Origin of the sequence: Sorangium sp. So ce296 (genome assembly GCF_051529605.1) — a bacterium.
GTDB classification, from domain to species: domain Bacteria; phylum Myxococcota_A; class Polyangia; order Polyangiales; family Polyangiaceae; genus Sorangium; species Sorangium cellulosum_D.
On record NZ_CP150325.1, the window covers coordinates 10142559 to 10157190 of the forward strand.

Genomic DNA, 14632 nt, shown 5'->3' on the forward strand with positions numbered 1-14632 from the left:
CGGCACCGGCGCTCCACGGCGCTCCTTCGCGGCGAGGAGCGACGCTCTCACCGCGCCTGCCACGGGTCGACCAGCGCCGCGGCGCGCGGCCGTCCGCGCCGGCCAAGGAGCCCCCCAGCGCGGCGCGGCCCCGCCTCACACCCGCTCGCCGTAGAGGATCGAGACCGCCGCCATCTCCAGCATCAGCTCCTTGAGGATGAGCTGGTCGGTGGACTTCTCGGCCTCCACGTCGAAGGCGAGGTCGCGCAGCTCGTGATGGGCGAGGGCGAGGCCCAGCTGCTCGGCGATGGCGAAGGCGCCCATGGCGTCGAGGTTGAGCATGAGCAGGTGGTGCAGGTCCTTCCAGTTGCCCTTGGCGCCCCCCGCGACCCCCTCGACAGCGTCGAGCGCCTTGCGCGCCACGTCCATCGCGACGCCCGCGAGGCCTCGCGTCCGGTCCGCCGCCTCGCGGCCGATCGTGCGGGGGAGGCGGCGGGCCACCTCCTCGTGCCTGCGCGCGCGGTCGAGGATCTCCGCGAGGAACTGGCGGATGTTGGGCTCCTCGACCTTGGGGACGGCGATCTCCAGGGCGTTGCGGAAGGCCGTCTGCGCCGTGACGACGTTGGCGAGCCAGCGGGCCGCACGATCGAGGTGCGCGTCCCAGGTCTCATCGTCGAGATTCAGCAGATAGGGGCCTTCGACGGCCGCGGGTCCGGCACCCTCGGGATCGGCCTCTTCGATTCCATCCACCATCTCTGCCTCCCTCACCGCTTCGTCACGCGCCAGATCACGCCCGTATGGGCGTAGGCGACCACGTAGCTGCGCGTCGCCGTGTTGTTGCCAAAGTCGAGCACATAGAGGCTCTTGCCGTCAGGGCTGAACGCGCAATCCACGGGCCGCTCGATTCCACCGCTGCCTGGGGTGCCGGAAGCGGGACCGGGGGCCCGGTTTCGCAGGAACGGCTCCCCGGTGCCCGCCGCGATGTCGCAGCGGACGACCTGGAAGCCCCGGCCCAGGGCGGCCTCGCGGTTCGTGTTGAGCGGTGCGTAGGTGCCGAACTGGCAGACGAAGGCATGGCCGCGGAAGCCGAACGCATCCGAGCGGCTGAAGGCGAGCTTCCCGAGCGCCGTGTGCGGCGGGAAGAGGAAGACCGCGGGACCGGCCCACGGCGGCGGGTGCTCGAGGAAGGGCTCGGCCGCTTTGCCCCGGATCGGCCGATGGGACTCGTGCCACGCCGGGAGGCCGTCGCCGCAGAGGTCCGGATAGCCGAACCACTCGGGCGCTTCGACCTCTCCGGGCGGGACCCGGGCGTTCTTGATCCGCCAGATGCGGTCCGGGTCCTCGCCGATGGCGCGCTCGCCCTTCTCCTCGAAGTCGTTGTCGGTGGCGTAGAGGTGGCCGTCTTCCCCGAAGGCGAGCCCGAAGGGGTTGCGGATGCCCCAGGCGAGGAGCTCGAGCTCGCTCCCATCGGGCCTGGAGCGCCAGACGGCCGAGTTGCACTTGAGCTGGCCCTTGACGACTTGGCCCTTCGTCACGGGTGTGCCGAACGGTTGGAACGGTCCGGTCTCGGCATAGTAGGGGAAGGGCAGGCGCGGGTCGCGCGCCCAGACGGTGTTGCCGGTGAGCGTGACGTCCTGGCCCGGCACGTCGTGCGCGTGGGGGTGTTTGGCGACGTCCACGGTGAAGCCCTCGGGCACCACGACGCCCTGCAAGCCCACGGAGCCCTGGCCGAAATACATCCTCCCGTCGTGCGGCCCGAAGACCGGCCCCCCGGGCTCGTGCCAGCCGCCCGAGGGGATCCCGTCCACGAGCACGACGCGCTCCCTGGTCCGCAGGTCATGGCGCGTGACCCGCATGTGGTAGCCGCCCTTGAGCGAGACGTAGAGATGGCCGTCGCGGGCCGCCATGCCGCGGGGACCGCCCAGGTCCTCCACCGCGAAGACCTCCGGGGCCCGTCCCGGGGCCATGCGCCAGATGCGCGGTGTCATATAAGGCCGGGTGGGCCAGGTGCTGCCGCCTTCGGCGACGAAGAGCGTGCCGTCCTCGTCGAAGCAGAGGGCGCAGGGGAAGGAGAGGCCCGCCACGACGGGCTCCACCTCGTAGCCCTCCGGGGCCCAGACATCCGCCGCGTCCACGCGGCGGCGCACGGGCGTGGGCAGGTCCTTCAGCGCCTCCATCGAGACGCGCTTCATCTGCGGCTGCATCGAGTCCCCCCGTCGCGTCCGGCCCCCTCCCATGGGGGTCGGCGCAACGAACGTGGCGCATTCAAGACGGCCGTCGAGGGGGATCTGCGCTCTCCACGCGCCCGACGGGCAGCGGGCGTGGATGCGCTGGTTTGCCCGAAGGACATCGAGCGCAGGACGTCGACGCGCTGCCGGAGCCTCGCCGCTCGCCAGCGCCCGCGGGCTCTGCCGAGATCGCCCGCGCGCGGCGGTCGCGCGCCGAAGCGTCCCGGAGGTCTCCGGCGATGCGCGAGCGAGCGGCGGCGGCGAGCGGCGCCCGGCCCGGGGGCGGGCGGCAATTGACTTTCGGATCGCGTTTGGATTTCCTGGCCCCGCGATGGAAAGCATGGTCGAGGCCGCGGTGAAGACCTACATCGACGCGGCGAGCGAGCGGGACCCAGAAAAGCGGGCAGCGATGCTCGAGGCGTGCTTCGCGCCCGACGGGCGCGTCGTCTCACGCAGCCGCGAGATCCGAGGGCGAGCAGCGGTCGCCGACGAAATCGCGAAGCTGCTCGCGGATCCGCTGCTGGTGCGAGTCCGCATGCTCAGCGTCATCGACGCGGGGAACACCACGTTTCGGTTCCGTTCGGTCGTCGAGCGCAGTAATGGCGAGAATTTCGAGTTCTTCGACGCGGGTGAGGTAGACGCTACGGGCCGCATCTCGCTCGTGCTCACGTTCGCCGGCCCTCTACGTGAAGCTGCTGACCGCTCGGATCTCGTGGGCCCATGGGCCGCATCCGGGTAGACCGAGCGGCGTTGATGGGCGCTGCGGCGACGGCGCTGGTGCACCTGCCATTCTTGCGCGGATATGGTTACTTCCGCGATGAGCTCTATTATCTGGCCTGCGCTCGGGAGCTCGACTTCGGCTACGTCGACCATCCGCCGCTCTCGATTGCGCTGTTGTGGCTCGTGCGCCGCACGCTGGGCGAATCGGTGGTCGCCCTGCGGTGGGTGCCCGCGCTGGCGCACGCGCTCACGGTGGCGATCGCGGCGTGTACGGCGCGCACGCTGGGGGGCGGGCGCGCGGCGCAGGCGCTCGCCATGCTGGCGACCGCGCTCGCGCCCGTGGTCCTGGGGCTCAGCTCATTTTACTCGATGAACGCGCTGGATCTGGCGCTCTGGGGCGCCAGCACCTTGTTCTTCGTGCGCGTGCTTCAAGAGGACGACTCGAAGTCCTGGGTGGCGCTCGGGGCGACGCTCGGGCTCGCGCTGCTCAACAAGCTCGGCGCGCTCTGGTTGATGGCGGGCATGGGCGGCGGTCTCCTGTTGACGCGCCGCGATCTGCTGCGGACACGCGCGCCTTGGCTAACGCTGCTGGGCGCGCTGGCGTGCGGCGTTCCGTACCTGCTCTGGCAGATGAAGCACGGCTGGCCCACGGCCGCGTTCTTGCGAGGGGCCACCCAGTCGAAGATGGCGGAGGTGTCCTGGGCTGGCTTCCTGCTCGGGCAAATCGAGATGATGCATCCGCTTTTTGCGCCGATCTGGCTGGCCGGGCTCGGCTATCTCTGGATCGCTTCACGCGGTCGGCTGCGTCCGGTGGCCATCGCGTATCTGGCGATCTTTGCGCTGCTCGCCCTGAGCGGAAAGAGCCGCGCGAGCTACCTGGCTCCGTATTACACGGTGTTGCTCGCGGCGGGCTCGGTCGCCGTCGACGGCCTCCGTCGACGCTGGGTGAAGCCGCTGGTCATCGTCGCGGTCGCGCTCGGCGGGGTCGCGACGGCGCCTCTGGCGTTGCCGATCTTGCCGGTGCACCGCTATCTGGCGTACGCGAGAGCCCTTGGCGTCGCCCCGGCCACCGAAGAAAAGAAGCACGTGGAGGCGCTCCCGCAGCTGTACGCGGACATGCACGGCTGGGACGCGGTGGTCGCGGCGGTCGCCCGAGCTTACGCCACGCTCGAGCCCGAAGAACGCGCGCAGGCCGGCATCTTCACGGCCAACTACGGCGAGGCCGGCGCCGTCGACCTCCTGGGGCCGAGCCGAGGCTTGCCGCGGGCCATCAGCGGTCACAACAATTATGGGCTTTGGGGGCCGCGCGGCGTGCGCGGAAATGTGCTTTTGGTCGTCGTCTCTCCGCGCGATCGAGGGCGGCTCGATGCGCTCTTCGAAGAGGTCACGCCGGTCACTCCATTGAGCTGCGGGTTGTGCATGCCTTATGAGGCGGAGTCCTGGGTGTACCGCTGCCGGGAGCCCCGCGTGTCCCTGGCCGCAGCTTGGCCGAGCCTGATCCACTACGATTGAGCGGCGCGATACCTCCGGCTCTGCGTCCGCCGCGCCCCTCCAGGCGCCCCCGACCCCCCGGGAAGGCGGCCGAACGTAGCCGGCGGCGTCACCACTGGCGGTCAGAATGTCACTGGCCGTCTGCCTGTCTCGGTCGTCGCTGCTGTTTCCGGCGACCGCTCGTCATCGCGCGCGCCCGTCAGCGGGGGCGCTGGAGCGCCGCGGCGGCGCATAGAGCTTCGAGCACGGAAGACGCGAAGAAGGCGCACATCCGCCCCCGCAGGCGCGCCGCGGAGGGTGGCGTCACGCCTGGATCCGCCGCCCGGCCCGGAGCGCTCCCCGCTGCTTGAGGAGCCACGCGCGCGCTTCGGCTTCCGTCTCGAAGAACACGAGCAAGGGGAACCGCTTCGTGAGGAGGCTGATGCTCTTCACGACGAGCGTCGCCATGACGCGGATATGGAAGCCCGCTCCGAAGACCGCGATCCCGTCGAGGCGCGCCGTGCGCAGCCCGTCCAGGTACACCTTGCGCGCCGCCGGCGTGACCGCCCCGCAGCGACGCGCGTCGGCGAGCACCAGCACCTCGCGGCCGCTGTCCGTCAGGCGCTGGAAGGCGTCCACGAGCGCGCGCGCGTTGTCCTCCAGGACATCGCCGTCGGTCGCGATGACCAGGAGGCCATCGGGCTCCTCGCGGAGCTCGAAGCTCGCGCCCGCCGGACGGGGATCGCTCATGCCAGGCATGGTAGCCCATCCCCGCGACGCGCGTCCTGCGCGCCGGCGCTGCGCCGATGGCGCGCGCCTCGGCGGGCGGCGGGCGTCATGCGCCCTGCCGCTGCGTGGCCCGGAGCGCGTCTCGCCGGGCGAGCAGCCACGCGCGCGCCTCGTCCTCCGTGTCGAAGAACGCCAGCGGATAGACCTCGCCCGTGAAGAATTGCACGCTCCTCGAGGCGAGCGTCGTCACGACGCGCACGGAGAAGCTCGCCCCGAAGCTCGCGACCCCGCCGAAGCGCACGCCGCGCAGCTCTCCCGCCAGCGCGCTGCGCGCCGCCGCCGTCAGGGTCCCGACGCGGCGGGCGTCGGCGAGCACGAAGACCTCGCGACCGCTCTCCCACACGCGCCGGAACACGGCGCAGAGAGAGCGCGCGATCTCGTCCGAGATATCGCCCTCGATGGCGAAACAAAGAACGCCGTCGGCGTCCTCGCGGAGGAAAGGGCATGCGTCCTCGGAACGGGGCTCGCTCATCTCCAGCAGGCTAGCGCATCGGGCGCACGGCACGACGAGCGCTCGTGGGGCCGGCGCGGGAGAGCGCTCGCCGGGTGACGCGCCTCACCGAGCGCCGCTCCGCGCGCTGCCGGCGAGCGCGTCGCCCGGCGCGTATGAACGAGGTCGGCGCGGATCCGCCTCGGCGTCCTCGTGCTCACCGCTCGGCTGAGGAGCCGCCAATCACGTACAAGGAACGCGATCTCCGAGGATGGATCCTGGTCCCAGAGGTTTCCACAGCAGCTTGGCGTGATCCAGCCACCCAGATTGGAAGTTTTCGCCCTGGACGCCGCTTGACATGCGGCTCCTCGCTGTGATGCGATGTCCATCAGGTCGCGCAAGGACTCGATGTGACCTGTCGCGTCGCATCGCTCCGGGGGAACAGGCACGTGATGCGCTGGCCGCTTGTCCGCTGCCGACTCGATCGTCGTGATCGAGTGGGCCGCCTCCGAACGCCGGGCGCGCATCAGGTCTGATCTGCGCGCAAGGGTGCCGCGCGCGACCGCGCGAACCACGCACGAACGAGCGACGACGTAGCAGGGGGTCTCATGACGATGATTGGGCGAAACTGGGCAGTGGCCATCGGGCTCATGCTGACGACGGCGGCATGCGGCTCGAGCGATCCGGACGCGGCGCAGACAGCCGCGCCCATCCAGCGAACGCCGCTTCCTCGGAGCGAGTTCATCCCGCTCGAGATCGAGGCGACCATCGACGAGCTCGTCGCCGAGATCAACAAGACCTCGATCGAACCGATGCAGATCGCGGTGTTGCTGAAGTCCCTCGACGGCTTCTTTGCGCCGATCGCCACGGGCGCGAACCGAGCCATGGGTGAGCTCGGGGCCTCCGGGAGGGCCACGGGGAACGTGCTCGCGCCTTACAGCACTGAGACAGAGCTAGAGGAATTGATGAAATTCCAGACTCAGCACATCGAACGGTCGGTGGCGGAAGGCGCCGAGGGGATAGTCATCACGCCCGTCGGCGAAGGCAACGCGGCCGCGCTCGACGAGGCCATCGCGAAGGGGATCCCCGTGGTGACGCTCGACGCCGACCTGGTGAGCTCGAAGCGCCAGATCTACGTCGGGGTACTCAACGAGTATGCCGGGGCCCTGGCAGGGAACACCCTGCTCGAGATGCTGCCCGAGGGGCCGGGCACGGTGCTCATCCACGGCTGGGCCGACCCGATTTGGGTCGACGGTGTCAATCGAACTCAGGGCGCCAGGGACGTGTTCGAGGCAGCCGGTTACCACGTTCTGGTACATCAGTCCATCTATCATGACCAAGCCATGGACGTCGAGTTGATGAGAGGCGAGATCGAGGACGCCGACCCGCCCGTCGTGGGCCTGATCGGAATGTTCATCGACTCGTATCGATGCGTGCTGGCCGCGGACGCCGCGGACGCGCCGGACCTCCCCATCGTCACCTTCGACTTCGCGCCGGAGACCGCCGATTATATGCGCCAGGGTCGCATCCAGGCCACGCACGTCCAGCGGCAGTACTACGAGGGGTACCTCGGGCCCTACATCGCCTACGGCATCAAGAGCATCGGCCTCGACGCGACCAAGGAGATCCTCGCGCCGCAGCTCGTCGAAGGCAGCCAGTTCGACCTCGGCGTCGACGTGGTCACGTGGAAGAAGGTCGACGCCTACAACGAGTTCCTCTACGAGGTCGGCGCAGAGCAGTAGCGGCGCGCGGCTCGAGGAGGATCGGCTCCGGCCTCGGTTCGCCACAAGGCCCGATGAGAGGCGGGCAGCACCCGACGCGGAGGCAGGTCGGCTGCATGCAACGGTTAGGCGATGTCGTCCCCAGCAAGGAGCGCAAGTCCTCGGACCGGCAGCGAAGTTTGGGCGGCGGAGCAACTCCACCCCCTTGTAGAGTGCCTCAGCGCGATTCGCTGGTCCCGTTGTGCCGGTACGACGGGCAAGGGCAAGGTCAGCTACGCGCGCCATCGCCGGACGTGCTAGGCCTTCGCGTATGCCGACCCCCAAGCCCGCTGATGTCGATGCGTACCTCGCTGCCCAACCTCCCGAAGCCCGCGCCGCCCTCGTCAACGTCCGAGCCGCGATGCGCCGTGCTCTCCCAACCTCCGTTGAGGCCATCAAGTACGGAATGCCGGCGTACCTCGTTGATGGCCGCGCCGTTGCATCCTTCGCGGGATGGAAGGACCATTACGCTCTCTACATCGTCTCGTCTACGCTCTTTGAAGCTATCACGAAGGATCTTGAAGGCCGCGAGGCGAGCAAGGGAATCATCCGCTTCAAACTCGACGAGCCCGTGCCCGAGTCCGTCGTGGTGCGGCTCTTGGAGTGGAACGCCGTCGCCGGCGGTATCGCCTCTGACGTCCCGAAGAAGCCGACGAAACCAAAGGCAGCTGCTTCGCCTACGCCGAAGCGCAACACTCGAAGACGAGCGCCTTGACCGGTTCTATCCGCCCCTCGTCGGTGCCTCGTGGCTGCTCGACGACAAGGAGACGCCGATCCGGATCACGCTGCTCGGCGTCACCGGACCGATGGAGGTCACCGGCGCGCTGTACAACGACGTCATGCCCAACCTCGGCGTGACGCTGTCGGACGAGGAGATCGGATCGGAGCCCCGCGGAAGGCGTGGGCCCAACCCGGGCCCGATTGTCAAGCCCAGGGCCTGGGGCGCTCGCCGTGACCGATCCGTCGCCTCGGGCGGCCGTGGTCGCCTCGCTGGCCAGCACCCTGAGCCGCGCCGTCGCCCTCGGGGACGAGGTGGCGGCCCGGGTCGTTCACGAGACAATCGGTCGGCTGCTCGGGCTGCCGGTGGCACCGGAGGGGTGAGCAAGCTTGGGCCGAACGTCGAGCCCGCCGCTCGCGTCATCGGACCGCGCCCTGCGAAGCCAGAAGAGTCTACGAAGGCGGACGATGACGCCGCTCCGAAACGCAAGCGTGGCGGCTATCGGGCGATCGACAAACCGCGCCGAGCTCTTGCGCCGCGCATTTGCGATCGATGTCCTCGAGTGCCCAACTTGCAAGGGGCGGATGAAGCTCGTCGCCATGGTCACTGAGCCCCGGAACATCTCCGCTTCCTCTCCGCGCTCGGCGAGCCGACCGATGTTCCAGCACGGAGAGGAGCGCCTCCCGGTGCCAGGGCGGCAGGCTGGCCACGGCGTCGAGCACCTCACGCGCCTCGATCTGGGCGTGCATGTCGACGCCGACGGGCTCGTGCAGCAACCCGAGGGGGCTCGGATGGAGGACCGCGCGACGGACGTGCGCGCTCTCGAGGTAGCGCGAGGCGAGGCGCCACGCGATGCCGTGGAGCCACTTCCGCAGCGCGTCCCGGGGCTTGCCTCGGACGGGCCACAGGGGGCCGCCTCGCGGGCTGCTCGTGCTCGGCACGCGCCGCGGCTGGTTTCGGCGCTGGACCGCCGTGCTCGGCGGTGAGGGAAGCGATCGTACGGATGGGAGCTGTCGATGGACGGATCGATCTGTTGGCCCTTTTCGGGCCGCGGGCGTAGCTTCGCCATGTCGGACCTCGTTCCGCGGGGTTCCGGCCGCGCTCCCCGGTCGGCTGGCGCCGACGCGGGGAGCACTTTTTGTGGTCTGTACAGGGTATGGCTGGCGATCGTTCGCCGTCGATAAATATAGCTGACAGCACGTTTTTCTGCGGGCGGGGGACGGCTACGCCACATCGCGTGGAACCCTTGGGTCTCGACACGCTGCTCCTCTACATCGCAGCCAACATCCGGCGGCATCGCCAGAAACATGGCATGACGCAAGAGGCATTAGCCGAGCGCTCTGGAATAGACCTGCGTTACCTTCAACAGATAGAGAGGGGAAAGAAGATGAGCATCGATGCCCTCTTGGCCATCGCCAATGGCCTCGAAGTCTCTCCAGCGCACCTCCTACGCCCAGCCACGATGCCAGAGGTGGAGCGCGGTCGTCCGCGGAAGGCGGCGAAGGGCTAACAGTGTTAGCTGCAACAGCTCATGCCAGCGAATCGTTGCTCAGCAAACGACAGCGTCGCGCTCCTGATCTATTGGCCGGGTGTGAATGAGCGGGCTCCATCCTGATACCTAAGCTGCTGCCAGAGCGGTACACCAGAGGGGGACGCCACGAGCTCAATCTCGCGAACCTCGCCACGAGCAATGATGCTCAGCCGATAGAGGCCGGCGAGATCGGGCGCGAGCGCTCGCGGATAGGACAAGCAAACGCGGTCCGCAAAGTCAAGATTCTCGGAGCCGTTCCTGACTCGGCAGTCCGACTGTACGAGCTCATTGACAGAACCGGCCTTTGCGATGGGGGCAGGTCTTCCACGCCTGAAACGCCTGGGATTACCGCGACGTAGCACCAATCGGAAGGCATCCTACCGTATAGCTGTACCCTGCTGGTACTAAATAAGTTTTCGTTCGATGAAGCTAAGTTCAAAAGATCAAACTCTATTCGCGGAAAAGGGGATTCTTTGTTTTAAGGGTCTCGTTCCGCGAAACAAAACAAGTCCCGCCAAAGAAGCCATTCTCGATGAGCTCACGCGGCTGCGCCTGCGGGAAAACGGAAAATGGCATACCAAACAATTCGATCATGTCGCTCCATTCAACGTCACCGGCCAAATTTCACAAAGGCTTCGCCATCAAGCCGCATTTGATGAAGTTATTCCCGACGATCTTGTGCATTTCGTCCATGAGCTGGCGGGGTTTAAGCTCGGCCCTCAACCTCATCCGCAAATCCTTGTAACGCCACCGCAGAAATTTGAATGGGATGTTCCGTATTTGGGTTGGCATCTCGATGTGAACTCACCGTCTCGCGATGTGCTTCCCGGCATCCAGATTTTTGTGCTGCTGGATGATGTTCCTCCCCGAGGAGGGGCTACGTTGGCGATCGCTGGTTCCCATCGTCTGCACAGTGCGAAAGGCTCCTCTCCGGTGAGTGCGCATCAAGCGCTGCGAGAAGATCCTGTTTGCTCCGCACTCTTTTTATCCACGGAATCCAACCGTGCTCGTTTCCTTGCGCCTCAATCCGTAAACGGCGTTCCTGTGCAGATCATTGAGATGTGCGGCAAGGCAGGCGACGTTTATGTGATGGATATGCGCGTTTTGCACGCTCCGTCTATCAATGCATCCAAGAGCGCACGCATGATGCTCACCCAGCGTTACCTAAAATAATCGCGCAAAAAGCCTGGAATTGCCGCGACGTAGCACCAAGCGGAAGGCATCCTACCGTATAGCTGTACCCTACTGAGCTCGTCCAAACGGCCGCCGTCGCGGTTCGCGGCGCGTCGTGATGGCCGGCGCACGCACCTCCGGGCAGACTTCGCCCCGGCCACGTCGTCGAGCAGCGCCCCTCCCTGTCGATTTCGTCACGCGGGTTCCGCCGGGTACCGCGCGCGACACTCCAGCGGCTCCACCGCTCGGCGGTTGGGCCCGGGCTGGGTTCATGGCTTCCGAGGGGGTGCTATTACCGCGCCCTCCCAAAAGTGGAGTTCGCCCCGATCTCGATCCCTGTTCGTGATGGCTATCTCCTGAGTGGTCCGTGCTCCTCCATCATGGAGTCGGTACCGACCGGGGAGAGGAAGCCGGGGTGGATGCAGCGGCTCCGTCGTCGGTCGGCGCTCGCCGTCGTGGATTCCGTGTCCTCACCAGAAATTCTCACAGAATCTTGGACCCAAAGCTACATCGCTTCCGTTGTCATGCGTTCCGGCTCCTTGCCCTAAATTACCAGTGCACGTTGCTCCACGTCAGCACCGCCGCTGACGTAAGGCCGGGCCGACGGAGCGGAGCATCGGCGCGAGGCCGGCCACAAAATAGGTGACGAGGGGATGCGTGTTGTGGCGACCCGTCCTCCCCTCGTCGTGCTCCGAGCACCATGCAGGAGCGGAGCTCATGCAGGATCGTTCAAGCCGACGTGGATATCAAGCGCTGGATGACGGTGCTGCCAACGATTGAGCACCTGCGGCCGGCGCGCTGTCCCTGCTGCGACGCGGCCGGCCGACCCGTCGACGGCCCGCTGGTGATGCGTGGCCACGGCCTGCGCGAGCGTCAGGTGTACGGCCCGCTCGAGGCGGGCGGCGCTCCGCAGCAGGTCACGGTGCAGGCTCGGCGCTACCGCTGCAGCGCCTGCCGCGCGGTCGTGCTCGTGGTGCCTCGCGGGCTGCTGCCCCGGCGGCGCTACTCCGCGGCGGCGATCGGCTGGGTGCTCGCGCGCATCGGACTCGACGGCGCGACCACGCCCGTCGTCCGCGCCGAGGTCTGCTGCTCCACGATCCTGGGCGTCGCGGCGGCCGAGCGGTGGCTCGCGCCGTCGAGATGGATCGAGGCCAGTCGCCGCGGGCAGCTGTTCCTCCGGCTCGGGCGCCATGGCGCCGAGAGCACCCGCGCGCAGGTCGCCGAGCGGACGGCGATGCAGCTCGTCGCGCTGTCGCCGCGAGGCCGCGCCGGCGACCGTGCCGCTCACCTGGCGTTCCGCGGCGCCGCGCTCGCCGCGTGATGCCCATCCGCAGGCAAACGCGCGCTCCGGCGACTCCACCACACAGGATCGGGCACGGCGGCCGGCAGATGAGGCACGGGATCCACACGGGTCGTCGAAACGCACCCGTGGAAAGGACCGTTCGTGGACATCCTCAAACCCAAAGATCACGCGGAGGAAATCGCCATTTTCCGCCATGGTGTCATCGGGCAGATCTGCGCTCGTGATCTCGAGCACGGCGACCTCGCCCAAGCGCTACGCACCCTCTCGATGCAGCGCCTGCGTCCGCCCGGGAGCGCGTGCACGCGCTCTTTCTCGATACCGACCCTGGAGCGCTGGCTCTATGCCTATCGCCGGCGGGGGCTCGAAGGTCTGCGCCCTCGCGCCCGTCGCGACCGCGGGCGCGGCCGCGAGCTCGACCCCGTGCTGCGGCAGCTCTTGTGCGACATCCGGCGGGAGCACCCGGATGCCTCGGTGCCGCTCATCCTGCGCACGCTCCGCGCCGACGGACGGCTGTGCGCCACGGTCAGCGCCTCGACCGTGCGCCGCCTCTTCCGTCAAGAGGGGCTCGACAAGATCCCGCAGCGCGACGGCAAGGGGCCGACGACCCGGCTCAAGTGGCAAGCCGACCACCCCGATGCGCTCTGGCACGGCGACGTCTGTCACGGCCCCACACTCCATCTCGCCGGGCGCAGGGTCACCGTCCGAATCCACGCCTTGCTCGACGATGCTTCGCGCTTCATCCTGGTTACCTCGGTCGAGAGCGACGAGAAGGAAGACACCATGTTGCGGCTGCTCGTCCGCGCCCTCCGGCTCTACGGCGTTCCAAGCGCGCTTTATCTGGACAACGGCGCTACCTACCGGGGTGATGCCTTGCGCCTCTTCTGCTCGCGCCTCGGAATCACCCTGCTCCACGCGCGCCCTTACGACCCGCAGGCGCGCGGCAAGATGGAGAGATTCTGGCGGACGCTTCGAGAAAACGTGCTCGACCACCTGGGCTCGATCACCTCGCTGGAGGACATCTCCTCTCGTATTCAGGCCTTCGTCGACGTCCACTACCACCCGTCCCCGCACGCCGGTCTGATGGGGCGCGCGCCAGGGCTCGTGTACGCGCCCGGGCAGCGCGAGATCGACCCCCTCTCCGAGGCTCGTCTGCGCGAAGCGCTCACACTCCGGCAGCGTCGGCGCGTGCGCCGCGATACCACCGTCTCCGTCCGAGGGCGGCTCTACGAGCTCGATCACGGCTACCTCGCCGGCCGTGTCGTGACCGTCGCCTATTGCCTGCTCGACGAGCCTCTCGCCCCGGTCGTCGAGATTGAGGGACAGCGGATCCCGCTTCGCCTCGTCGACCCGGTACACAATGCACACGTCAAGCGGCCTCCGCGCCGCGTCACGCAGAGCGGCGCGTCACCCGCGGGGCAGCCGGTCGCCTTCGACCCAGCCGGCGCCCTGCTCGTCAAGAGCGCGCGCGACGCGGCTCTGGCCGCTGGCGCAGTCGACGTCGACGCAGAGGAGGATCTCGATGCGATCTTCTGAGCTCGGCTTCTTCGGCCTCCGCACCGCCCCCTTCTCCAAGGAGCTCGACGATGCCGAGCTGTGGCTGCCCACGTCGAAGCAGGTGCTCGTCGACGATCTCGAAGCCGCGCTCCTCGAGCGCGCCAGCGTGCTCCTCGTCGGTGAGCCGGGGGTCGGCAAAACGTGTGTGCTACGGGCCTTGCGGCATCGGCTACCCCAGGCCGGCTTCCGCCTGACCTACTGCCACAATGCGACGCTCGGCCGGCGCGACTTCTACCGCTACCTCTGCCACGCGCTCGGCCTGCAGCCGACATCGAGCGCCGCGAGCCTGTTCCTCGCCGTCGAGCGGCATGTCCATGAGTTGCGCAGGGATCAGGTGCACCCGGTGTTTCTGCTCGACGAGGCCCATCTGCTCCACCCGGACATGATGGCGCATTTGCATATCCTCTTGAACCACGAGTGGGACAGCCGCGCTCTTCTGTCGATTGTCCTTGTCGGCCTTCCGGAGCTGGAGGGCCGGATGGCGCTGCGCTCCCACCGCTCGCTGCTCACTCGCATCCACCACCGCTTCATGATCGAGCCAGCAACGGTGGACGACACGGCGGAGTACGTGGCCTTCCGGCTGAAGGGCGCCGGCGCGGACCACGAGCTCTTCTCACGCGAGTCGCTCACCGCTCTGCATGAGCTCGCGTCCGGCTCGCTGCGCGAGATCGACCGCCTCGCCTCGGCGGCGATGCGGGAATCGGCGCGCCGCAAGCGGAAGCTGGTCGACCGCGACGTGGTCGCCCGCGTTGCGGAGACGCTCACGCTCTCCTCGTCGCTCGGCTAAGCGGCGGCGTGCAGCCCGCGAGGCTCATCGGCCTCGCGGGCTAAGTCGCTCAGGTCCACGATGGCCATCGCCTCGCCGCAAGGGGCGGTGGCCGGCAGGATGCCCATCGCAACGAGCGGCGTCGGGGCAACGCCCGCGATGGCCCTCGGCGCAGATGAGACCCTGCCGAGCGGCCGCGAGATGGCCATCC

The 14632-nt window shown here is 68.1% G+C and carries 14 protein-coding genes; 10 read left to right on the forward strand and 4 right to left on the reverse strand.

The genetic code is table 11. The annotated features are described in order from the left end of the window. Positions 1 to 135: 135 nt before the first annotated feature. Positions 136 to 732 (reverse strand): hypothetical protein, encoded by a 597-nt coding sequence (locus WME98_RS37720; protein ID WP_437946531.1) that lies wholly within the window; start codon positions 730 to 732, stop codon positions 136 to 138. Between the two features lie 11 nt (positions 733 to 743). Further along, the gene (locus WME98_RS37725; RefSeq protein ID WP_437946532.1) at positions 744 to 2171 is read right to left on the reverse strand and encodes a PQQ-dependent sugar dehydrogenase; all 1428 of its coding nucleotides are present in this window, start codon (positions 2169 to 2171) and stop codon (positions 744 to 746) included. Positions 2172 to 2538: 367 nt separating this feature from the next. Here WME98_RS37725 and WME98_RS37730 point away from each other — a divergent pair, with 367 nt between their 5' ends. Together WME98_RS37730 and WME98_RS37735 are read left to right on the forward strand one after the other, a co-directional pair. Continuing rightward, a complete protein-coding gene (locus WME98_RS37730) occupies positions 2539 to 2946 on the forward strand; it encodes a nuclear transport factor 2 family protein (protein WP_437946533.1) in 408 nt (135 codons plus the stop codon). Further along, a complete protein-coding gene (locus tag WME98_RS37735) occupies positions 2928 to 4439 on the forward strand; it encodes an ArnT family glycosyltransferase (protein WP_437946535.1) in 1512 nt (503 codons plus the stop codon). Before WME98_RS37730 ends, WME98_RS37735 begins: the two co-directional genes overlap by 19 nt. A 282-nt stretch (positions 4440 to 4721) precedes the next feature. On the opposite strand, the gene WME98_RS37740 is transcribed toward WME98_RS37735, so the two are convergent. After that, entirely contained in the window at positions 4722 to 5147 is a 426-nt protein-coding gene (locus WME98_RS37740) for an STAS/SEC14 domain-containing protein (protein WP_437946537.1), read from the reverse strand. 85 nt (positions 5148 to 5232) lie between these two features. Further along, positions 5233 to 5658: an STAS/SEC14 domain-containing protein gene (locus WME98_RS37745; protein WP_437946539.1), complete on the reverse strand. Its 426-nt coding sequence runs from the start codon at positions 5656 to 5658 to the stop codon at positions 5233 to 5235. 566 nt (positions 5659 to 6224) lie between these two features. On the opposite strand from WME98_RS37745, the gene WME98_RS37750 reads away from it, so the two are divergent. The 8 genes from WME98_RS37750 (at position 6225) to WME98_RS37785 (ending at position 14442) form a co-directional block, all read left to right on the forward strand. After that, positions 6225 to 7358, forward strand: coding sequence for a substrate-binding domain-containing protein (locus WME98_RS37750; RefSeq protein ID WP_437946540.1), 1134 nt, complete (start codon positions 6225 to 6227; stop codon positions 7356 to 7358). A 289-nt stretch (positions 7359 to 7647) separates the two neighbouring features. After that, positions 7648 to 8091, forward strand: coding sequence for an iron chaperone (locus WME98_RS37755; protein WP_437946542.1), 444 nt, complete (start codon positions 7648 to 7650; stop codon positions 8089 to 8091). 236 nt (positions 8092 to 8327) lie between these two features. After that, positions 8328 to 8477 (forward strand): hypothetical protein, encoded by a 150-nt coding sequence (locus WME98_RS37760; protein ID WP_437337454.1) that lies wholly within the window; start codon positions 8328 to 8330, stop codon positions 8475 to 8477. Positions 8478 to 9406: 929 nt separating this feature from the next. Then, the gene (locus WME98_RS37765; RefSeq protein WP_437954066.1) at positions 9407 to 9604 is read left to right on the forward strand and encodes a helix-turn-helix domain-containing protein; all 198 of its coding nucleotides are present in this window, start codon (positions 9407 to 9409) and stop codon (positions 9602 to 9604) included. Between the two features lie 444 nt (positions 9605 to 10048). Then, positions 10049 to 10798, forward strand: a complete 750-nt coding sequence (locus tag WME98_RS37770) for a phytanoyl-CoA dioxygenase family protein (RefSeq protein WP_437946543.1) — start codon at positions 10049 to 10051, stop codon at positions 10796 to 10798. Positions 10799 to 11537: 739 nt separating this feature from the next. Then, positions 11538 to 12119 carry a DUF6431 domain-containing protein gene (locus WME98_RS37775; RefSeq protein WP_437945562.1) on the forward strand — a complete coding sequence of 194 codons (582 nt, stop codon included), beginning with the start codon at positions 11538 to 11540 and terminating at the stop codon, positions 12117 to 12119. A 123-nt stretch (positions 12120 to 12242) separates the two neighbouring features. Next, positions 12243 to 13634: a DDE-type integrase/transposase/recombinase gene (locus tag WME98_RS37780; RefSeq protein WP_437945563.1), complete on the forward strand. Its 1392-nt coding sequence runs from the start codon at positions 12243 to 12245 to the stop codon at positions 13632 to 13634. After that, positions 13621 to 14442: an ExeA family protein gene (locus tag WME98_RS37785; protein ID WP_437945564.1), complete on the forward strand. Its 822-nt coding sequence runs from the start codon at positions 13621 to 13623 to the stop codon at positions 14440 to 14442. The genes WME98_RS37780 and WME98_RS37785 overlap by 14 nt, the downstream gene beginning before the upstream one ends. The last annotated feature ends 190 nt before the right edge of the window (positions 14443 to 14632 follow it).